Origin of the sequence: Mucilaginibacter terrigena (assembly GCF_004168255.1) — a bacterium.
Classification (GTDB): Bacteria; Bacteroidota; Bacteroidia; order Sphingobacteriales; family Sphingobacteriaceae; genus Mucilaginibacter; species Mucilaginibacter terrigena.
The window spans coordinates 338,485-360,372 of sequence record NZ_SEWG01000002.1 but is presented as its reverse complement, the minus strand read 5'-3'; the positions used below and the strand labels follow the sequence as shown (position 1 = coordinate 360,372).

Below are 21,888 nucleotides of genomic sequence, written 5' to 3'. Positions count from 1 at the left end.
ACAACAAAATGCAATATCCCCCTTTTAGGGTGATATTGCATTTTTAAGAATAAATTACAATTATTTACTTACCAGTCCGCGAGTATCGTTTACCTCCTGTTTAGCAGGGAACATTTTATATACGTTAGCTATTTTCCATTCCTTATCAGGGTTTCGCTCCAGCATTAAATAGTTTTCCTGTACGCCATCCGGGTAAAAAAAGTTAACTTTTGCAATAACTATGGCATCGCTTTCGGCCATAATATCGTACGAGTAATCGCAGTTTTGGTTTATCGCGGGTTCTTTCTTTAATTGTTCAACCAAAGCGGACTTAGTCTGCACCAGGATACCCTCGCCACGCGATAGCTTAAAAACGGCGTTATCTGCTAAAACCGAGTTAAGTTTTTGATAGGCCGATGTCATGTGGCTTTCAATAAACGTTTTTATAACTTTATCGTACATACGGCCCTCCCTATCGGGCGTAGCATTAACCAATGCGCCCCCCAATACCCACATTAAACAGGTGATCAATATTTTCTTTTTCATAACTTCTATTTTTTTATAAAAGTGGAACAAAGAAAACCCGCCTGATATGCTAATTACACCAAACAATATGCTAATAACACCAAAACGGAGTATTACATAAGTACCAAATAATAAACCCCGCTTTTGGCAGGGTTTATTAAATTGCTGATGTTGTTTTGGATTATTTGGTTGTAAGGTAAAGCTGCATAAAGGTTACCACGCTGCTGCTCTCGTACGATTGCATTACCCCCCTTGGGGCAGGCAACGCGTAATTTCTCCAGGTAAGGTCGCGGTCTTTATCGCGGTTGTTCCAGCCGGTGTTAATATTGGTTTTAACCCAATCCTTATATTGTGTTTGGCCGCCATCGGTTATCAGCTGCATTATATATTGCGCAAAAATGGCCTTCAATACGCCCTGCTCGTTAAAATCGCCCTCGGCAGGTAAAATACCGTTCGTGCCCATTTTGGTTTTGGTATAATCGGCTGCTAATTTGGCATCACCCAGGTATGCAGCATCTTTGGTTTGATTATATAATGCCATTGCAGCACCTATTGCTGTGCCCTGGTTGTACGTATAATCTTCGTACCCCGGTGGGTTATTGCCTATTTTATGATCGGCAACGCGGCCATTGGTAACATCAAACAAATTGGCCTTTGCCCAGCCGTATATTAATTTGGCCTTATCCAGGTAGCTTGCATCACCTGTAATTTTATACAGGCGCATGGCGGCAATAACTGTGGGATAATTGATACAGGCGTTTTTACCGCTATGCTGAAAATCCCAGAACATGCCCCCATCAACGCTATCGTACGACCCGGCCCACACCCGGTTAAACCCGGCAATAGCCTTTTGCAGGTATTCGGGCTTACCTGTTAGTTGATTTGCCCGCGCCAGCGCCATAACCCACCACATCATATCGTCATAAATAAACCAGGTGGTGGTATTATCCCAGTTGTAACCATCGTACTGGTTAAAACCGCCCTGGTACATATCATTTACCATAGCAAGTTGCGCAGGGTCCTTGGTTCGCTCGTAAACGTTCATGGCCATATCCCAGTAAATTGCCTGGGTCCATATAGCGCCCAAACCTTCCTGCAGGGTGGTGCTGTAATACAGTTTTTTTGATGGATTGTAGTAATAGCGGTTAAATGCTGTGTAAGCTTTTGCAGCATCAGCCGCGGTAAATACAGGGTTGGTGGTTTGCGGTTTGTCGTCCGGTTTTACAGGTTGTGGCTTATTTTCGGTGCCTTTGCTGCAGCTTATCGCGGTAATAAACAAACCCGTTAACAGGATATAAGATAATTTTTTCATAGGTAGATGTGTAAATTATTTGGGGGTAGATAATGAGTACGGTGCATCAGCGGGCTTTGTGCCCCTTTGCTTATTGGGCTGTGCCGACATGTTAAAGTTGAGCGTTACCCCCTTTAACAACGCCGAGTGGCTGAGCCAGTTATAGGTGTATGGCTTGCCGTTAACATTTAAACTGCTTACATACCTGTTTTGCGCACTGTTATTCGCCGCGTTTATATTAATGGTGTTACCATTTTGCAGTTTTACGGTTACCCTTTTAAATAAGGGTGCGCCTAACACGTATTGGTCGCTGGCGGGGGTTACGGGGTAAAAACCCATAGCCGAGAAAACGTACCACGCCGATGTTTGGCCGTTATCCTCGTCGCCGCAGTAGCCGTCGGGTGTGGGCTTGTACATTTTGTTCATTACATCGCGTACATGCAGCTGGGTTTTCCAGGGTTGGCCGGCATAATTGTACAGGTAAGTCATATGCTGTATAGGCTGGTTACCATGCGCGTACTGGCCCATGCCTGCTATCTGCATCTCGCGGATCTCGTGAATTACGCTATGGTAATAGCTATCGTCAAAAACCGGCGGCAGAGTAAACACTGAATCGAGCTTGGAAACAAATTTCTGGTTGCCGCCCATCAGGTCGATAAGCCCCTGCACGTCATGGAAAACGCTCCAGGTGTAGTGCCAGCTGTTGCCTTCGGTAAAGGCATCGCCCCATTTAAAAGGATTAAACGGGGTTTGAAATTTGCCGTCCTTATTCTTCCCCCTCATCAACCCTGTTTGCGGGTCGAACAGGTTTTTATAGTTGAGGCTGCGCTTCCTATAGATCTCGGTCTCGGATGCTGGGCGACCTAAAGCTTTGCCCAATTTGTAAATGGCAAAATCGTCATACGCGTACTCTAAAGTACGGGCGGCGTTCTCGTTTATCTTCACATCGTAAGGCACATAACCCAGGGTGTTATAATAATCTACCCCGCGCCTGCCTGCTGCACCCGGGCCGGTGTTATTGGCGCCATGTAATAAAGCCTGGTAAAGGGTGTTGATATCGTAACCGCGGCCGCCTTTTAAATAAGCTTCGGCCACTACCGATGCTGAGTTGTTGCCTACCATTACATCGGCGTAACCGGGGCTGCTCCATTCGGGCAGCCAGCCACCTTCTTTGTAATCGTTTATCAGGCCCTGCTGCATTTCTTTGTTGATAGATGGATACACTAAATTTAAGAACGGGTACAATGCCCTGAAGGTGTCCCAAAAACCGGTCCCGGCAAACATATAGCCCGGCATAACTTTACCTGTATAGGGGCTGTAATGTACTATCTGCTTTTTGGCATCCAGTTCGTACAGTTTATTAGGGAAGAAAAGCATGCGGTAAAGGCAGGAATAAAACGTGCGTGTCTGATCAACCGAACCGCCATCTACAACCAGCTTACTTAAGGTATTATTCCAGATGGCTTTTGCCTTTTGCTTTGTATTTTCAAAACTCTCCCTACCCAACTCTCTTTGTAAATTCAGCTCGGCCTGCTCCATGCTGATGAATGAGGATGCCACGCGCAGGTTCACTACCTCGCCCTGGGTGGTTTTAAAACTGATAACCGCACCTGCATGGTCGCCGGTGTATTCCAGCTTGCCGTCGTCGATATCCTTACCATGCCAGGTGGTTGCGCTGTTAAATGGCTTATCAGAATAAATAACAAAGTAGTTTTTAAAGTTATCGGGCACGGAGCCGCTGTTGCGTGTGCTGTAGCCAATAATTTTATTCTCGCCGGGGATGATCTTTACATACGACCCTTTATCAAAAGCATCTATCACAATATGCGAGCTATCGCTTTTGGGGAAGGTAAACCTGAAGCTTGCTGCCCGCTCAGTTGGTGTTATTTCTGTTGTTACATCATAATCGGCCAGGTAAACGCTGTAGTAATAGGGTTTGGCAATTTCCGCCTTATGCGAGAACCAACTGGCGCGCTCTGCTTCGTCAACCTTTATTTTACCCGTTTCCGGGAAGATGGAGAATTGCCCGTAATCGTTCATCCAGGGCGATGGCTGGTGGGTTTGCTTAAAGCCCACAATTTTATCTGCATTGTAGGTATATTGCCAGCCGCTGCCCATTGTACCGGTTTGCGGTGTCCAGAAATTCATGCCCCAGGGTAATGCTATTGCCGGGTAAGTGTTCCCGTTTGAAAGCGATGGTTTGGAGTCCGTCCCCATCAGCGGGTTTACCAGGTCGGCAAGGTTTGCCTTATCAACCTGCGCCAAAGCCATTATGGGTAAAAACGACAGGGCAATTATGAATAATTTTTTCATGTATATATTTTGATGTGATAAACCGGCGCAGGTTATACCAGCCATACTACACATACACGGGAAACCCCGTGTATGGTAGCCATAGCTGTCTTAAACCAACTCAAGAGTTTACCAACTTAAACTAACTTTAATTCCATCTGGGTCATTTGCAAAGCCGAGGTATACAGTGTTGGAGGATGCATCCCACGAGGTTTTTACATCGGTTACCTCTTGCCCTTTGCTATCGGTAACCTTTGTGGTTTTAGGTTTTGCCGGCAGCAGCACACGCATACTGTTTAATGTTTTTATAGGGCTTTTTACAATAAATGAGTAAGTTTTCGCTGCAATTTTTTCCTGGTAGGCACGTGCAGCGGCGGCTAAAACCTGTGGCTTGGTTTTATTACCTACCCTGCTTACATTGTATAAAAGCGATTGCTCGCCGGGGTTAATTACCTTTTGGGCAAGCACAGGCAATTGCGGGTCGAACAGGTCGATAACCGGGCCTTTGATGGTGTAGGGCTTGCTGTCGGCGTTCTCATCCATTACCGATATAATATCGTAAGGGCCGCGCTGCAAATACAGGCTGTTTTTAAATAACAGCTTGCCTACTTTGGCGTCGGTTTCGTAGCCTTGTTTTACAACGTCTACAAATTTGCTGTCGGCATTAGCCTCTAAAACAAACTCCTTTGGGTTTTGCCTTATCACGTACACCGCCCCTTTGCCAACCTTATATTTTTGCTTACCTGCGGATGGATCGATACCCAAAAGTTTAAACATGTGCTGCGATGGCGCGGTAAATTTATTGCCTTTGGTGTTCCACCACTCCATTACCGATTGGTACGGATCATCATCCCTTCCGGCATAGATCAACACACCGCCTTGTTTAACCCAGTTGACTATTGATGTATGCACAGCCGGCGAAACAGGTTTCATGTTTGAATAACTTACCACCAGCACTTTAATGTTTTTAAGCGATGCCGCGTATTGCAGGTTCTCCATATGCACAGTTTGTACCGGTACCCCGCGCTTTAATAAGGGAAGCGTTTGCCCGTAAAAATTAGAGAACTGGGGATCTTCGAACCCATTATGTGTGGGGAAGCGCTGAAACATCAGCGAGTTGCTCATTAACACACCCACACCATTTACTCCCGTTACTTTGTTAGCCGATGCGGGCATGCTGTTCAATGCATTCACCATCACCTGCATCTGGGTTGAATAGTACTGCGGGATCAAAACTTTTTCAGTACTGTTTGCCACTTTATACGGATGAGTGTAGATGCGCTCGGGCCATGGCATCACCTCGTAATTGGCAACCATGGGGTACAAAAGCTTGGCCGTAAAGGTGGCCTGGTAGTTCCTTTTATAGTCGGCCCAATCACGCGGCCAGTCTTCAATTGGGTCCGTCAGGAAAAACATTTTGCGGCCGGTTGGGGCTGTCATAGATACCATTGAGCCGTACTCCAAAAAGGCGTTCTCAAATACCCGCTCTTTTTTTTGCCCGTCAAAATAAGTAGGCTCGCGCGAGGTACCTGTCCACACCTGTGCTATATAACCATCTATCCCCGGCAGCGATGAAAGGCTGGCCTCGGGGCTAACAATTTGCCACGATGAGTAATTTACCAGCGAGTGCGTGGCTATAAACACCTTGATATCCATCCCCTTGCTTTTACCGTAAGCTTTGGCGTAGTTAGAGGTTTCTTTAATGGCTTCGTAATACAGGTGATATTTCAGCTTGCTGGACAGGTAGGTATTCTCGGCTGATGCATCCTGCGGTTTCCAGGGGAAACCATAGTACTTTTGCCATTCTTCTTTAAAGGGGGCGCTGTAACCGGCCCTTGCCCAAAACTCGGGTTCCTCTAAAAATATTTTACTGATGCCCGCGTCAATCACACGTTTTATTACAGCGGTTTTCATGTATTCGATAAAGGATTTTACCGGCACTACGTAAGGCATGTCCTTGCCATGAAAAATGGTATCGCCTTTTTGGGTTACCTGGCCTACACCCAGGTGATTTATGCCATCCCACTTACCTAAAAAGTAGTCTTTGTAATCGCCCCAGGCTATGCCGGTCATAAAGTTGGTTTGATAGCCGTGATCGCGCCAGGATTGTACGCGCTGCTCAAAGGTCATTCCTTTGCGGTCGTTTACACCATACACAATGGCGATATCAGACCGTACGTCGATCTCGGGCATCCACGGGCTGCTGGTTTGAAAAGCGGTTTTCTCTTTTAAGGGATCGGGTTTTGTTGCCTGCGCGTATACGCCGGCAGACAGCGCGGACAGGCAGCAAAAAAATAAAAGTTTTTTCATAAGGATGTAGTATAAACCTGCTTAAGAATTAAACATTCTTAAGCAGGTGTGTAATTGTTATTAAGGCACGGTTACAGTTTTAACATCTGTATAGTTGTAGTATTTAAGGCCATAATTGGTGCGTGCACCAACCCTTAAAAAATACTCCCGACTTGCAGGCAGCGGGCCGCCTTTTGTAGTAATGGTTATCAACTGCCCTACCTGTACGTTACCGTCTGATCCGCTGTAGTTTATTTGGGTGGAGTAGCGGTCGTCGAAGTTATTGTTACCTATAAATTTGTTTGAATTTACAAACAGGCGTACATCGGTTATATCCTGCTGAAAGTTTGGATCATCAGTTCCGCGGGTGAATTTAAAGGTGGCAGATATGGTACCATCGGCATTTAATACCGGTTCGCCCTGCCACTCTATCCTTAAAAACGGATCAACCGAAAAGTTAACGGTTGTAGTGCCTTTAATATCAAACGTCTGGCTTTTATCTACTGTAGTTGCCCCTGATGCATCTGTTTGTACAAGGGGAACAAAGGCACCTTCGGCACTTATTTTATTTTTACCCGGGAACAGCTTGGTGTAATTAAAAGTACCATCCTGCATCGAGCTGATGTAAAAAGGTGTTGGGTTATCGCTCCAGCTAATTTCCAGCAGCTTTATGCGGGTACCGCCGCCGCCAATCTCGGTTTGCAGGGTTTTACCGGTGCCCGCGTCTATCACACTGCCTGTTAAGGTTTCGGATGGCGCGTCGTAATCATCTAATTTGCTGCACGAGCTGCCCGCTAAGGCTATTGCGCATACAGCTATCGTATATAATATCTTTTTCATGGTTGTTAATATTAATAACCTGGGTTTTGTATTAATTTCTGGCTTTTTTGGATCTCGCCGTTCGGGATCTGCTCGTAATACCAGCGCACATCAAATGTGTAACGGATGTTGCGCTCATCGGTACGGGCATCAAAAAAGTACTTTTTATCGTTGGCTGAGTAAAAAGGCATCAATACGCGGTATAAAGTTGAGTTTTGCTCTTTATCAACTGTTCTCCATCTCCTCATATCCCACCATATCTTATTCTCGAAACCAAGCTCTTTCCTGCGCTCCTTGCGGATGATATCGATATTGTTCAGGTTAGCTGCGCTGGCCAGCAGATCGGCACCTGCACGTTCGCGGATCTGGTTAATATCTGTAAATGCATCCTGCAGGTAGTTTTTATCGTTTTGGCCAAGGTCGTTAAGTTCATAGGCAGCTTCGGCACGGTTCAGCAGAACTTCAGCGTAACGCATTTCTATCCAGGTTTGATCAGAACGGTTCTCCAATACCTCGGATGTTGGTTTATCAGGCACTAACCATTTACGCACCGAGAAACCCGAAATTGCAGCCGTACCATCCCCTGTGAAAATACCACTTAACCCGGCTGGGTTCATGGTGCTGCCATCAGGCAAGGTATATGGGGTTTGTGATGCATTTGATGATTGTACAATGTTATTTGTTGGATAATTGGCTGTTGAGCCGGCCGGCAACAGCGGACTAATGCCCCCCGCAGAGCTACCTGTATAAATACCACGGCGGATCTCGATCCCCTGCCCTTTAAACTGGTCGCCCGGGAGTATTACGGTTGCCCGCAGCCTTGGCTCGGCATTGGCAAACAGATCCATAGTGTTAGTGTACAGGTCATACTTGCCACCTGTGGTGGTTTTAATGGTGCCATCGGCATTCTTTGGTATGCCGTCAAACAGTTCCACATAATCAAGCGTAGGGTTAACTTCCGAAGAATAGCCGTTTGCACCCATTAGCTGGCGCGGCACATTGTAAGCATCGTACCCATGAACCGACTCGGGGTAATGATACTGCCTTACAAACACATTCTCGTTACTGCCTTTATCAAAAAACAGGTCTACAAAGTTTTGATATTGCGCGGCTTTGTCGCCTGCTTTCCAGCCGTTTTTGTACAGGCTGTATTTGTTTTCTAACAATACGGCGGCATCGTAAGCGGCTTTAAAGTAGGTAACCGCTTTTGCCGATGGGATACCGCAAACCCTGTTACCTGCAGCATCAACCAAAGTAATATTGTTGTATTTGGCTATTGAACCTGCATATAACATAGCACGCGATTTAAAACCTGCCGCTACGTATTTATTAGCTCGGCCAACCTGGTTGCTCTCGTCCATGTTTTGGTATGCAAAATCCAGGTCGGTAGCTATAAAGTCATAAATGGCTTCTTCCGAAGCACGGGGAACGTTCAAACTTTCGGGATCGGGCGTGGGGTATTCCAAAACCTTATCAACCAAAGGCACACCGCCATAGCGTTTTACCAAAGCAAAATAGGTTGCAGCACGTATAAAACGGGCTTCGCCAAGCCAGGAGTTCACCTGCGCTTCGGTAAAATTGCCCGAGTACTTGGACAGGTTTTCCATAAAATAGTTGGCATCCCTTATCAGCGAGTATGATTCGGCCCAGGGCGATTCGTCCACATTTTCCTGCATGGCACCACGCTGATCGCGGCTCAGGGCCTCGCCTGTACCGGCCGGGAACGGGCTGATGATCCAAAAGAAGTTAAGGCCGCGCTGTGGCGAGTACCTGAAATCTTCTATCGGTAATTGCGAGTATAAACGGGCCATATAGGCCTGTACACCACCCGCATTGTTCAGCACATCCTTATCCTGGATAATATTTATAGGTGGTATATCCATCTTTCTGCAGGCTGATGTCCAGCAAACAAAAAAGCATATCAATATATATATCGTTTTTTTCATGATCTTAATGTTTTTAGAGCTTAACATTTACGCCTAAAGAGAATGTTTTGTTAAGCGGGTACAGGTAACCGTAAGTGTCTGACGGGTGCTCGGGGTCGAGGTATTTTACCCCTGTAATGGTTAATATATTATAACCTGTTACAAATAACCTTGCACCTTTAATGCCTATTTTTTTGGCCGCGTTAGGCGAAAGGCTGTACCCTAATTCGGCAGATTTAAGCCTTACATAAGAGGCATCCTGGATGTTGAACCTCGAGTTTACATCGGCAGTGGTACCTGTTAAAGCATATTTACCCGGCACCCATACGGTGTTGGGGTTGTATGGGTCGGCGTTAGGGTCGGCCGGGTGATACCTGTCCATAAACATTTCCAGCGCGCTGCCACCACCCCAAAGCGGTATGTTCAGCTGCTCGATGTAGGATACGGTAACATTGGTTGCTCCTTGCCATAACATGTTAAAATCAAACCCTTTGTACGAACCGCCCAGGCTTAAACCAAATGTGGTTAAAGGCGCGCTGTTGTAAGCAATAGGGTGTACGTCGTCGCCGGTTATCTGGCCGTCGCCGTTCCAGTCTTCGTACTGGTAATCGCCTACTACCGCGTTGCGCGATACAAATTGCGAGCTGTTTAAAATATCCTGGTAATTGGTAAACTGCCCCGCAGCGCCGTATCCCCAGTAAATATTGTTCCAGCGGTCGTTCTGGTTATTATGCCAGTTTAACTGCGAGTTACCATATGGCGAATGCTCCACATACCTGTTTTTGGTACGGGCAAAACCTATATTACCTTTTACATTATAATTAAACGCCCCAATATGGCTGCGGTGGGTTAGCTCAACTTCAAAACCTTGCGTGCGATCACTGTTTAAGTTTTCCTGCGGTTGCCGTGCCCCCAAAACACTGGGAATACTTTGCGCCCTGGTGGCCAGCAAGTCGGTACCATCGCGCCTGAAAACGTTAAACGTTGCACCTAACAGGCCATTCCATGCTTCTGCATCAAAACCAAGGTTATAAGTTTCGGCATTATACCAGGTAAGGTTAGGGTTGGCTATACCACGGCTTGCTATGGCGTTTACAAACGACCCATCGAATACAGAACCACCGGGCAATTGATTATTTGAACCGCCTGCGGGATAATCATACCCGGTAAGGAACTGGTAATAAAGTGAATTATCCGCACCTACTCTTCCGTATGATGCCCTTAGTTTAAAATCATTGATGAATGATAAAGCCGTTGAGTTTTTCCAGAAACCCTCCTGCGATACACGCCAGCCTAATGAACCAGCGGGGAAGAAGCCCCATTTTTTAGAATTTGGGAACCTTGAGGACCCATCCTGCCTGAAGCTAAGCTCTACCAGGTATTTAGATTTGTAATTGTAGTTGATACGGCCTACTACAGATTTGTTCACGTAGTCGTAAATATCATTAACGTTGGCAGACCCTATCTGATTTTGGGCATTACCGGCAAAGATCTGGTCGACAGGTAAGGCTAATTCGCGCTGCGCGTAAAAGTTATCCTGCTGGCGGCTGTTTTCTTCGTACAATAGTAACCCTGTAAAACTGTGGTCGCCAAATGTGCGGTCGTAGTTTAATGATAGCTGCATTAAACTGCCCGGGCGCTCAAACGATTCGTTACGGATAGTGGCAGGCGATTGGTATGACGTTGGCCTGTAGGTATCGCTGTTTGCATCGTAGCTGTATTGGTTGTACGATTTTTGGTAGATCTTGTTATTTGAATGATAATAATCATAAGCGTACAAACCCTTTGCACTTAAACCCGGTACAAACGGCAATTGCCAGGTAGCAGATACCTGCGATTGCAGCCAGCGGTTTGTGTATTTCCTATACCCGTTCACGTCAGCCTCGGCCAGGGCAAGCGGGTTGGTACCATCAACCTCGCCTATGTTAAAATAAGCTGGGTTATTGTTGGCATAAATAGACTGGGTTGGTACCTGGCGCCAGAAAGAACGGATGATCCACCAGGCATCCTGGTAAGGCTGGTTCTTTTGATCTAACGTGCCGTTTATGTTTAAATCAACGGTAAGGTTTTTGGTGATGTGGGTGCTCAGATTCGACCGCAGGTTATAGCGTTTATAATTCAGATCGTCGCTGCGTAAAAAGCCATCCTGCTGGGTTATACCCGTACTTATGAAATAGGTAGTATTTTCGTTCCCGCCCATAGCATTTAAATTGTGCTGCTGCTGCGGTACGCTGCTTTTGATAACAGGCGTGTACCAGTCTGTACTGGTGCGGGTACCGTTGCGGAACGCGTCGAAATCGCTTTGCGAATATTTTACCTGCCCCCCATTAACGTTGTGCAATAACTGCTCGTTAACCAGGGTCATAAAATCTATAGCGCCTACTGCTTTTGGCAAGCCCGATGGTACCTGTACGCCATAACTGCCCGAGTAGTTAAGTTCGAGCGAGCCTTTTTTACCTTTTTTAGTGGTAACCAAAATAACGCCGTTTGCAGCACGCACACCATAAATGGCCGCGGATGCGTCTTTTAATACCGATACGCTTTCGATGTCGTTCGGATCGAGGCGGGTAATGTTATCGCGCGGAACGCCGTCGATTATCACCAGCGGATCGCCAAAACCACGGATACTGAACGAACTGTTAAAGGTTCCCGGCTCGGCCGAGTTTTGTGTTACACGTAAACCCGCTACCTTACCGGTTAAGGAGTTAATAACGTTCTCGTTTTTAGTGGTGGTTATCTCGCTGCCCGAAACACTGGCAACCGAACCCGTTAGGGTAGCCTTTTTTTGCGTACCGTAACCCACCACCACAACTTCGTTAAGGGTTGACGAGCTTTGGGCTAATTTTACGTCAACGGCAGGTTGTTCGGTAACGGCAACCTCGCGGGTTGCATACCCTACAAACGAGAATACAAGGGTTTGCCCGGGCGAGGCGTTTAACGAATACTTTCCGTTAACATCTGTTATAGCACCTATTGTTGTGCCTTTTACAGCTACCGATACACCGGGTAATGGCCCTGCATTATCAGATACTACGCCTGTAACGGTTTTGGTTTGTGCGAAAGCCGGGCCGCACATCAGTAAAAATAAAAAGGCCGTGATACAATGCTGCACCACCCTTTTGATCTTTACACCATGATGAATGCGATGGCATTCACCATAATTGGTAAAAATTTCATCCATAGGTAATTGGTTTAAAATTGGTTTATAATTATGCCTGCCAACAATACTTAAGGCTGGTTAAACCTTAGGCATGCGGTTAAGCGGCACACAAGTATAAACGGGGGTGTATTAAAAGGAGGGTTAAAAAAGGGGTTAATACAGTTAAAAATTTATTAACCGCCATTTATTAACCCTTTTGCTAAGAAAAAAATATTGCCCAAAAGGCATTATGGATGAGTATTGCTATTAAAATGCTATTTGCAGATCTTATCAAATTGAATTGGATATTCGCTACCTAACGATTTTTGGTATTCAGCGGTAAACTCGTCGTATACCCGCTTCGCGTAATCAATTCCTTTTATTTTCCGGAGGGATTTAAGCTTATACTTTAAAGCGGTATCGTTAAATGGGTCGATATTTAATACAACGCGTGTTATTTCGAAAGCTTTTTTATGATCGCCGCTTTCGTAGATCTTTTTTACTTCGGGGAGTATCACCGCTATCAGCGATTCTTCAAAATTCAGCTTAATATCATCAAGCCAGGTTTCGGGCAGGTATTGCAGCAATCCGCCGCGTGCAAAAAGGTCGCAATGGTTGATAATAAATTCGCCGGTGGTTAAGTTATGATCCTGGATTTGCTGCAGGGCATCAATTATTACAAAGTAATCGCAGAAGAAGGTGTCGCTTAATTTAAAACAATATGTATCGTTTAAAAAAGTGAGCTCTACACCTTCCAGGTCGGCTATTATATTGCGCAGGTGGTTAATGGTAACACCTTTTATGTTTTTTGTTTTTACAACATCCTTATCTGGCCATAAGGTGGTCGAGATCTTTTTAGAGACCACACCGTGCCCATCTTTACTATTCAATAAAATAAGAATAAAAAGCTGCTTTATCTTAGGGCTGAACATATAGGTAATATCCCTGCTGTGCTTGTTAAACACTACAAACTCGCCCAATAAATAAACCGCATTCGGCTTTTTATCCGCTTCTTTTTTACGGGTATAAAATTCGGGGGTTATTTCGTCACCGGCATTTATAGTGGCGGCGGCCCTTTTGCGCCTTCTAATAAAATACAATACAGCCGCGCATGCCGCAATCAAGATGCCTGCAAGATACTTATATAGATTTTTTGAATTACCCGTGCCCGGATGCTGCGATGCCAGATAGGCCTGCTGGCTTACCGGCGGCGCAGTAAGCGCGTAGATCCGTACGGTGGATTGCGTGGGGGAAACAAACTCCTGCGCGGTGCAGTAAAACTCGCCCTGTTGGGGGTTAAAAAACAGGTTAAAATCACTTTCTATACGTTCGGAAGTAACTGGAATAGTGCCGCTTACAATTTCATATGAGCCATCCTTGATAGCAAATTTGTAAAGCCTTAAAGCTGTTTTAGGTTTCTCATGCGGGTAGCACAATGCATAAAAGTACTTTTTGTCTTTGGAGATGATGAGGTTATTGGCCGATACAAATGGCTCCTCTTCGGGGTTTATCTCCCAGCATTTTTTAATAGTGCGCGTAGTTAAGTTAACCCTGTACAGGTCATAAAAATGCTTGCCGCCAACAATCTGGTTGCCCGACTGGTTCCCGTAGCCGCCAAATATATACACTTCGTTATTCTCATCAGCATCGCTGCTCCCCGAAAAAAATCGCGGTGAAATGGTGTCACCCTTAAACGGCACCTTCTCCCAAGTATCCTTATCTCCCAGGTACTTAAAAAACTCTTTATGGTACGAGAACGACCCATAGCCGCCAAACAGGTAAAAATTGTTTTGGTCTTTATCAAAAAACACATTGTGATGGTGCCTTTGCTCCTTTATGGCCGCCTTACCAACGGCTTCCCATTTCAAAGTATTCAGATCGAACGCGGCTATGCTGTGCATAGAATCGGGCGGCTGCACCTCGTACACGTAACATTTGTTTTTATTGCTATTTATAACGCTTTTACCCAGCAAGAGCGTAAGGGGCATTTTATTTTTAAATGGCATGCCTGTAACATTATCTTCCTGCACATTGTACCATATCAGCGAATCTCTTTTAAACATAAACAGCTTTTGCTGTACGGCATCAAAGTTAAGGCCCGCTACATCGGTAAACGTTCGTTGAAATTTGGGGGTCCAAAAATACGATTCGTTTATAAGCCAGGCGGGGTGGTCTACAAATCCGGTAGCATCTCCATCATCCGTATGCACATTCTTTCCGTTCCATTCATTTAGCGGGAAATAATAGTTTTTGCTTCCGTCGTTAATGGTAAGTTCTTTAATGGCCATATTAGGCACATCAGAGTAGTGCTTGTTTTTCCCAAAAGTTATTTCGGGGGTCATTTCGCCGTCAAACCCAAAACCCTTGGCCTTGTACCATTTCCCGTTCACCAAAAAGCTTACGGTGCTGGCTTTTAAGTTAATATATGCCCTTACCCGTATCCAGTTTCGCTTTTTTAACTGCGCCAGATTAAGTGGGATCTCAATTTTGTTGCTTTTGCTATCGATATTAAAGTTTAGCGTTGGCGAACCATTATGATTATAGATATACGTGAGGCTATACGAATTGGCCTTTTTATCAGTAATGTTAAATACATAGCCCAAATGGTCGTTATCCCACAGCGAGAGGTCGAACGTAATTGATAAGTTATCATGAAACGTGGGCTTTTCTTCCGCAAAAACAACGTAAGATGTGCGCTTGCTTAACAGGCTATCGTTCGAATTGAACTGCAGGCCCTGGCCGTTGCCTTGCATTGCAGGTAATAAAATAATTATCGTATATATAATTTTATACACCGTTTTTGGCAGCAATAAAATTCTTTTATATACTTTCATTTAACAGGCTGATGATAGTAAGGTAGTATAAACAACGTAGCAAAATTATAGTTTTCGGCGCTAAAAAGTGGTTTTATTTTAATGAGTAAGACAATAATAACACTACCGATCACAGAAAACTGAGGCATAATAATATTTATGCAATTTGTGTGTTTTACTTAAGCCGGTAAACCTATATTTATCATTTTAATTTAAGAATGAAAAATATAAAAAATATCATATTCGATTATGGCAATGTAATATTCAGCATCGATTTCAGGCGGGCACAACAGGCTTTTAAAGAGCTGGGCATCAGCAACGCCGATGAGTTTTTTGGCCACCGGCAGCAGGATGAAATATTTGACAGGTTTGACCGCGGCGAAGTTACAGCCGACGAGTTCAGGGCTTACGTCAAAAGCAAAATTAACAATCCCGCCGTAACCGATCAGCAAATTACGGATGCATGGAACAGCCTTTTATTGGGCATTGCCCCCGGCAACCACGAACTATTGCTGAAGTTTAAAAAGAAATACCGCACCTTTTTATTGAGCAACATCAACGATATCCATTACACCTACATTATGCATTATTTAAAAACCGATTTTGGGTTTGATGATAACGAGCATTTGTTCGAGAAGACGTATTACTCGCACCTGGTGGGCAAGCGTAAACCTCAGATTGATTTTTTTAAACAGGTACTGAGCGAGAATAATTTAAAACCCGAAGAAACATTGTTTATAGATGATAGCCCCCAGCATTTAGAGGCTGCCAAAACCCTGGGTATACAAACCTTTTTAATGACAGCGCCGGATACCCTTGCCGCATTTGCCGAAAGGGAACATTTGGTTTAATTATTGCCGCAACATAATATGTACAAAACCCTGCTTCATCAATATCAGTTAGTTTTATCATCCCGCGAAGCGTTATTTAACTATTGCGAAACGATAAAAATCGGGCACCTGCTTACTCCGCTCCCATCTTTTAATAACGAAAGTATTATCTCGCAGATGATGCATGTAGCTAATTGTTACCTGTTTTGGCTGGCTAAAAGTGTAATGAAACAGCACCGGCCTTATTTTAAGCACGAAGACCACCGCGACCTGGCTACAGTACGTAAAGCTTATAAACAGGTAGATCTGATAATGAACGACTTTTTGCAAAGCTTTAAAGAATCGCTGGAGCAGCAGATGTTTATTACCCGCCCGGATGGAAGCACTCTTACCCGATCACCCTTTGAAATATTTACCCACGCAATTACGCATGAATTTCACCATAAAGGGCAGGTGGTAAATATGAGCAGGCAATTGGGCTACACCCCTGTAGATACAGACGTGATAAGAGAATAATTAAGCGTTCCTTCTCTTCTTCTCCTTTACGATCAAGCTTAACTCGCGGCTCATTTGCCCGGCAATGGCTGTGTTCTCCTGCGCACGGCGGAACAGGTAGGGCAGTACCGCTTTTATGGGCCCATAAGGCACATATTTAGCTACATTATAGTTAGCATTAGCCAGGTTAAAGCTCAGGTTATCGCTCATGCCAAGCAGTTGCGAAAAAAACACATGCGGGTTTTTATGGTCTATCTGTTTTTCGTTGAGCAGGTCGGCAAGCAGTCGGCAACTCTCCTCGTTATGGGTGCCGGCAACAAAAGCAATGCTGGCCACATTATCCGCACAATAAATAAGGGCGTCGTTATAGTCGCGGTCGGTAGATGCCTTATCAGGCTGTATCGGCGATGGGTAGGCTTTTTCTTCGGCACGCTTGCGCTCTTTTTCCATATAAGCGCCGCGTACTATTTTGGCGCCTAAGATAAACCCTTCGCTTTCAGCAATGGTATGGTCGCCCACTAAAGATGCCAGCTTATCGTGGCGGTATAATTGGTAGGTGTTATAAACAATAGCCTTTTCCTTGTTAAAAAAGCGCATCATGTTCAATGCCAGGTTATCAATGGTTTCCTGTATCCAGCTTTCCTCGGCGTCGATCATTACAGGCACACCTTCCGAGTGTGCCATTTCGCAAATGGCCAGCACCCTGTCCTGCACGGTTTGCCATTCTATCTGCTCGTCAACGCTAAGCTTAATGCCTTCATCCAATCGCTCCAGCAAGCCAAAACGGCCCACACCGGTTACTTTAAAAACGGTAAGCGGTATGTTTTTACTTTTTGATGCTGTGATGATGGTGCGGATGATCTCGTCGCGGGTGCTGTCAAAAACTTTCTCGTCATCCTCCCCTTCTATCGAGTAATCCAATATCGTACCCACCTTGCCATCCGCCAGGTTTTTGATGGTTGTGCTGCATTCTTTAATGGTTTCGCCGCCACAAAAGTGCTTAAATATGGTAGCCTTTATCAGCCCTTTAATGGGCAGGCCTATCTTAACGGCAAAGTTGGTTATCGGTGGGCCTATCTTCACTAAAAAATTCACGTTGATAACTTTAAACAGCCAGTAGGCGCGGTTAAGGTCAGTATTGGTTGAATGGCGGAAGGCGATCTCGGTATTCTCGAAGGATAATTTATCGGTCATATATAGCTGTTCATGGTTCATAGTTCATGGATCATAGCCATTTTCACGCACTACCATGAACTATGATCTATTAACTATAAACTCGGTGCAAAATTATAAAATGATAACTCATTATTCCACGAATAGTTTATTTTTGCCACACATGATAGAATTTAAGGTAGAGGGCGACTATATCCCAATGATACAATTACTTAAAGCAACAGGTTTGGTAGCAACAGGCGGCGAAGCGCAGATTGTTGTGGAGCACGGCGAAGTAATATACAATGGCGAGGTAGACTACCGCAAACGGCTTAAAGTAAAACAAGGCGACATTGTTGAATTCAGGGGCCAACAGATCAAGGCAGTATAACATGCAAACCATCCAAAGCGACAGCTATCCTATATTTTTTGATAACAGCATAACCCAACTGGTAAGCTTTGTAAAACAGGGGAATTACTCAAGGGTTTTTATCCTTACAGATGAAAATACCGGCGAGCATTGCCTGCCTATTGTAAAGGGACAACTGGATGTTTTAGATAACTTTGATATTATTGAAGTAAACGCAGGCGAAGAAAGCAAGACCATTGATTTTTGCATCGGCATTTGGAAAATGCTGATAGATTTTGGCGCCGACCGCAAAGCCCTGATGATAAACCTGGGTGGCGGCGTAATTACCGATATGGGCGGCTTTGTGGCCTCAACCTATAAACGGGGGATAGATTTTGTACAGGTACCTACTACCCTGCTCTCGCAGGTTGATGCATCGGTTGGCGGTAAAACCGGTGTAGATGTGGATGGTATAAAAAATATCATCGGCACATTTACGCAGCCTAAAGCGGTGTTCATGCATGGCGATTTCCTGAAAACCCTGCCGGCCCGCCAGATACTATCGGGCCTGGCCGAAATGCTAAAACATGGACTTATTGTTGATACCGCTTACTGGGACAAACTAAAAACCAGCGACCTGAGCCTACCTTCTATTGAGCTTGTTCACCGCTCGGTTGAGATCAAGAACGAGGTGGTAACTGAAGATCCGCATGAAAAAGGCATCCGCAAGGCGTTGAACTTTGGGCATACCATTGGCCATGCGGTTGAAACTTATTCGCTGATGAATGATGAAGATTCGCTCTCACACGGCGAAGCCATCGCCATCGGCATGATCTGTGAGGCCTGGCTCTCAAACAAAAAGATCGGATTGCCTGACAGCGAACTTGCAGAAATATCACAAGTATTAAATGGTTTGTATCCCCATTATAAAATAAAAGAGAGCACCTTCCCTACTTTACTTGAGCACATGCTTAAGGATAAGAAGAACCAGAACGGTAAAATAAACTGCACTTTATTAAAGCACATTGGCCAATACAGCATCGATAACAACTGCACCGATGATGAACTTTGCGATAGTTTGAGGTATTACGCCGGGTTGTAAAATTCTTATTAGTTTAAATAATCAGTTATTAGCTTTAACCCGCTTGATCAGCATATACATAGCTATTACCAAGCCTATAGGCACAAATATCACTAAAGCGGTGATCAGCTGTTGGTTTTCCCTAAACGGCATATTACTAACAAGGGCAAATACAATTATCACCGATATTATATAGGTGACAAATAACACACCTTTTGTGGTGGTTTCTGTCTTAATGAACAACATGGCGATTAGCATTAAAACTGATCCGATAGCGGGTATTAATAATACATATATTACTTCCTCCCCGTGGGCAAAAGTAAATAATGGCTAAGCCATTAACACGGCAAGTAAAGATGGTTTCAGATTTTTCATCAATCTAATATAATTATTAATTTGAACAGGCGATTATATCAGCCTGTCATTAACTGATGAATAACCAAACCTTATGTTTTACCCAATAAAATTCTGTTCGTCTTAAATATTTTACAAAAAATAAAATTATCTATTGATAAAATGATTTTTACTTGTACATTTACGCCAACAACGAAAAAATGAAATTACAAGCTACATATTTTTATGGTTACTACTTTTACTTTACCAGTAAGAGCCGGGACTGATATGTACTAACAAAACATACAAAACACTGAAAAGTCCCGGCCCTAAAAGCCGGGATTTTTTGCTTTATAACATTTATGAAAACCGAGAAACCAAGAGTTGCTATACAGGGGATCCGCGCCTCCTTCCACGAAGAGGCCGCATTTAAATTTTTTGGCGAAAAAATTGAAACTATAGAGTGCAACTCTTTTAAGCAAACGTTTGAGGCTTTGCAAAACGATGAGGCCGATTACGTGGTAATGGCCATAGAAAACAGCATAGCAGGCAGCATATTGCCCAACTACTCGCTGATGATGAGCTACAGTTTCCCGGTGGTGGGCGAGGTTTACGTGCCTATCCAGCTTCACCTGATGGCTTTGCCCGGTGTAAAGTTCGAGCAAATAAAATATGTTACCTCGCACCCCATCGCCATCCGCCAGTGTATCGATTTTTTTGACGAATACCCGCACCTTAAAATTGTAGAAAGCACCGATACCGCAGCCTGTGCCAAACGCATCCGCGATGAGCAGCTAACCGATACCGTTGCCATTGCCAATACCCTTGCCGCGCAGCTTTACGGACTGGATGTTTTGGAGCGCCGCATCGAATCGAATAAACTGAATTTCACCCGGTTTTTGATCCTTACCACGCATGAAAATGCCAGGAAAAAAGGAACGCCAAATAAAGCGTCGCTTTGTTTCCAGGTAAGCAACCAGGTGGGCGCATTGGCCAAGGTACTCAACATCTTCGCGCAGGAAGAGGTTAACATGAGCAAAATTCAGAGCATGCCTGTTTTAGGCAAGCGTAATGAATATAATTTTTACGTAGACATAGAGTGGAATGAAAGCAAACAATATGATAACGCTATACGGCAAATACTGAAGTACACCCACAACTTTAACATACTGGGCGAGTATCAACGCTATCAAAATGACTCTCCCAAACCCTTAAAAGCCGAAAAAACGAAGCGATATATCAACATGAAGAAAGCCGGAAGTCCGCAGTCGGCAAGTACGAAGAAAGAGTAGAAGTCGAAAGTCGGGAAAGCCCGAAAGTCGAAAAGAAATAGAAACACAATATTAACATAACAAATAAGTAAAATTTTAAAAGCATCTTCCGGACTTTCGGGCATACCGACTTCCGGACAACAAAAAAAGATATGAAACATAATTTAGACATACAGCCCCTTAATTCCTGGATCAATAAATCCGGTAAAGAACCTCTTGTAATTGCCGGCCCATGCAGCGCCGAAACCGAGGACCAGTTAGTGGCCACCGCCCACCTGTTAGCAAAAACAGGCAAAATAAGCGCTCTGCGTGCAGGTATCTGGAAACCACGTACCCGCCCCGGCGAGTTTGAAGGTATAGGCAGTATTGGTTTAGAGTGGTTAAAACGCGCTAAAGAAGAAACCGGCTTACCAACCGCTGTTGAAGTAGCTACCGCCAAACACGTAGAAGAAGCTTTAAAAGCCGGTGTGGATATCCTTTGGGTTGGTGCACGCAGCACAGTTAACCCATTCACCGTACAGGAAATTGCCGATGCTTTGCGCGGTGTTGATGTACCGGTAATGGTTAAAAACCCTGTTAACCCCGATCTTTCGTTATGGGTTGGTGCCTTAGAGCGTATCAACAATGCAGGTATCACCAAGCTTGCTGCTATTCACCGCGGGTTCTCGTCATACGAAAAATCGGCTTTCCGTAACGAACCGATGTGGGATATCGCTATCGCTTTAAAAACGCTTGCGCCTAACCTGCCTATCATCAACGACCCAAGCCACATTACCGGCAACCGCGATTTGATAGGTTACATCTCGCAAAAAGCGTTAGACCTTGATATGCAGGGCCTGATGATAGAATCGCATATTGACCCAACTGTTGCCTGGACGGATGCCGCTCAACAGGTTACCCCTGCTGCCTTAGCCGAAATTATTGAGCACCTTGCTTTACGTAAACCGGAAGTGCGCGGTGCCGAACTGAACGATAAACTGAGCGAACTGCGTAACCAGATAGATAAAATTGACGACCTGGTGATCCAGAAAATGGCCGAGCGCATGAAAATTGTAGAGAAGATTGGTAACTACAAAAAAGATAACAACATAACCATTTTACAGGTAAACCGCTGGGACGAGATCTTACAGAAACGTACCGGTTACGCCAAAGCTTTAAAGCTAAGTACCGAATTTACCGAGAAATTGCTGGAACTGATGCACAGCGAATCTATCCGTAAACAAACCGAGATCATGAACAGCGAAGCAGGCCAGGCAACAGAAAAATTAACACACGCGTAAAAAGCCTCTCCCCAACCCCTCTCTG

The 21,888-nt window shown here is 44.7% G+C and carries 16 protein-coding genes; 6 read left to right on the top strand and 10 right to left on the bottom strand.

What is annotated here, in order from left to right; genetic code table 11:
• Positions 1–60: 60 nt before the first annotated feature.
• The 8 genes from EWM62_RS05445 to EWM62_RS05410 all read right to left on the bottom strand — a co-directional run bounded on the left by EWM62_RS05445 (position 61) and on the right by EWM62_RS05410 (position 15,093).
• The gene (locus tag EWM62_RS05445; RefSeq protein WP_129875645.1) at positions 61–525 is read right to left on the bottom strand and encodes a hypothetical protein; all 465 of its coding nucleotides are present in this window, start codon (positions 523–525) and stop codon (positions 61–63) included.
• Between the two features lie 160 nt (positions 526–685).
• Positions 686–1,816, bottom strand: coding sequence for a glycoside hydrolase family 76 protein (locus EWM62_RS05440; protein ID WP_129875644.1), 1,131 nt, complete (start codon positions 1,814–1,816; stop codon positions 686–688).
• Positions 1,817–1,831: 15 nt separating this feature from the next.
• Positions 1,832–4,108, bottom strand: coding sequence for a GH92 family glycosyl hydrolase (locus tag EWM62_RS05435; protein ID WP_129875643.1), 2,277 nt, complete (start codon positions 4,106–4,108; stop codon positions 1,832–1,834).
• A 108-nt stretch (positions 4,109–4,216) separates the two neighbouring features.
• Positions 4,217–6,397, bottom strand: a complete 2,181-nt coding sequence (locus tag EWM62_RS05430) for a hypothetical protein (protein ID WP_129875642.1) — start codon at positions 6,395–6,397, stop codon at positions 4,217–4,219.
• A gap of 60 nt (positions 6,398–6,457) precedes the next feature.
• Positions 6,458–7,216, bottom strand: a complete 759-nt coding sequence (locus EWM62_RS05425) for a DUF3823 domain-containing protein (protein ID WP_129875641.1) — start codon at positions 7,214–7,216, stop codon at positions 6,458–6,460.
• 11 nt (positions 7,217–7,227) lie between these two features.
• On the bottom strand, positions 7,228–9,141 hold the full coding sequence (locus EWM62_RS05420) for a RagB/SusD family nutrient uptake outer membrane protein (protein ID WP_129875640.1): 1,914 nt from the start codon (positions 9,139–9,141) through the stop codon (positions 7,228–7,230).
• A gap of 13 nt (positions 9,142–9,154) precedes the next feature.
• Entirely contained in the window at positions 9,155–12,301 is a 3,147-nt protein-coding gene (locus EWM62_RS05415; RefSeq protein WP_129875639.1) for a SusC/RagA family TonB-linked outer membrane protein, read from the bottom strand.
• A gap of 233 nt (positions 12,302–12,534) precedes the next feature.
• Positions 12,535–15,093, bottom strand: a complete 2,559-nt coding sequence (locus EWM62_RS05410; RefSeq protein WP_129875638.1) for a Kelch repeat-containing protein — start codon at positions 15,091–15,093, stop codon at positions 12,535–12,537.
• A 197-nt stretch (positions 15,094–15,290) separates the two neighbouring features.
• On the opposite strand from EWM62_RS05410, the gene EWM62_RS05405 reads away from it, so the two are divergent.
• Complete coding sequence (locus EWM62_RS05405) at positions 15,291–15,923, top strand: HAD family hydrolase (protein ID WP_129875637.1); 633 nt, start codon at positions 15,291–15,293, stop codon at positions 15,921–15,923.
• Positions 15,924–15,941: 18 nt separating this feature from the next.
• Positions 15,942–16,418 (top strand): DinB family protein, encoded by a 477-nt coding sequence (locus tag EWM62_RS05400; protein WP_129875636.1) that lies wholly within the window; start codon positions 15,942–15,944, stop codon positions 16,416–16,418.
• Here the strand turns inward: EWM62_RS05400 and EWM62_RS05395 are convergent, their stop codons facing one another.
• A complete protein-coding gene (locus EWM62_RS05395) occupies positions 16,419–17,591 on the bottom strand; it encodes a proline dehydrogenase family protein (protein ID WP_129875635.1) in 1,173 nt (390 codons plus the stop codon). It abuts the gene before it with no gap.
• A gap of 142 nt (positions 17,592–17,733) precedes the next feature.
• Here EWM62_RS05395 and EWM62_RS05390 point away from each other — a divergent pair, with 142 nt between their 5' ends.
• On the top strand, positions 17,734–17,940 hold the full coding sequence (locus EWM62_RS05390) for an RNA-binding S4 domain-containing protein (RefSeq protein WP_129875634.1): 207 nt from the start codon (positions 17,734–17,736) through the stop codon (positions 17,938–17,940).
• A gap of 1 nt (position 17,941) precedes the next feature.
• Complete coding sequence (gene aroB, locus EWM62_RS05385) at positions 17,942–19,000, top strand: 3-dehydroquinate synthase (RefSeq protein WP_129875633.1); 1,059 nt, start codon at positions 17,942–17,944, stop codon at positions 18,998–19,000.
• Positions 19,001–19,021: 21 nt separating this feature from the next.
• Here aroB and EWM62_RS05380 read toward each other — a convergent pair whose 3' ends face one another.
• Positions 19,022–19,225 (bottom strand): hypothetical protein, encoded by a 204-nt coding sequence (locus tag EWM62_RS05380; RefSeq protein WP_129875632.1) that lies wholly within the window; start codon positions 19,223–19,225, stop codon positions 19,022–19,024.
• A gap of 449 nt (positions 19,226–19,674) precedes the next feature.
• On the opposite strand from EWM62_RS05380, the gene EWM62_RS05375 reads away from it, so the two are divergent.
• On the top strand, positions 19,675–20,604 hold the full coding sequence (locus tag EWM62_RS05375) for a prephenate dehydratase (protein WP_129875631.1): 930 nt from the start codon (positions 19,675–19,677) through the stop codon (positions 20,602–20,604).
• A gap of 131 nt (positions 20,605–20,735) precedes the next feature.
• Positions 20,736–21,863, top strand: a complete 1,128-nt coding sequence (locus tag EWM62_RS05370; protein ID WP_129875630.1) for a chorismate mutase — start codon at positions 20,736–20,738, stop codon at positions 21,861–21,863.
• The last annotated feature ends 25 nt before the right edge of the window (positions 21,864–21,888 follow it).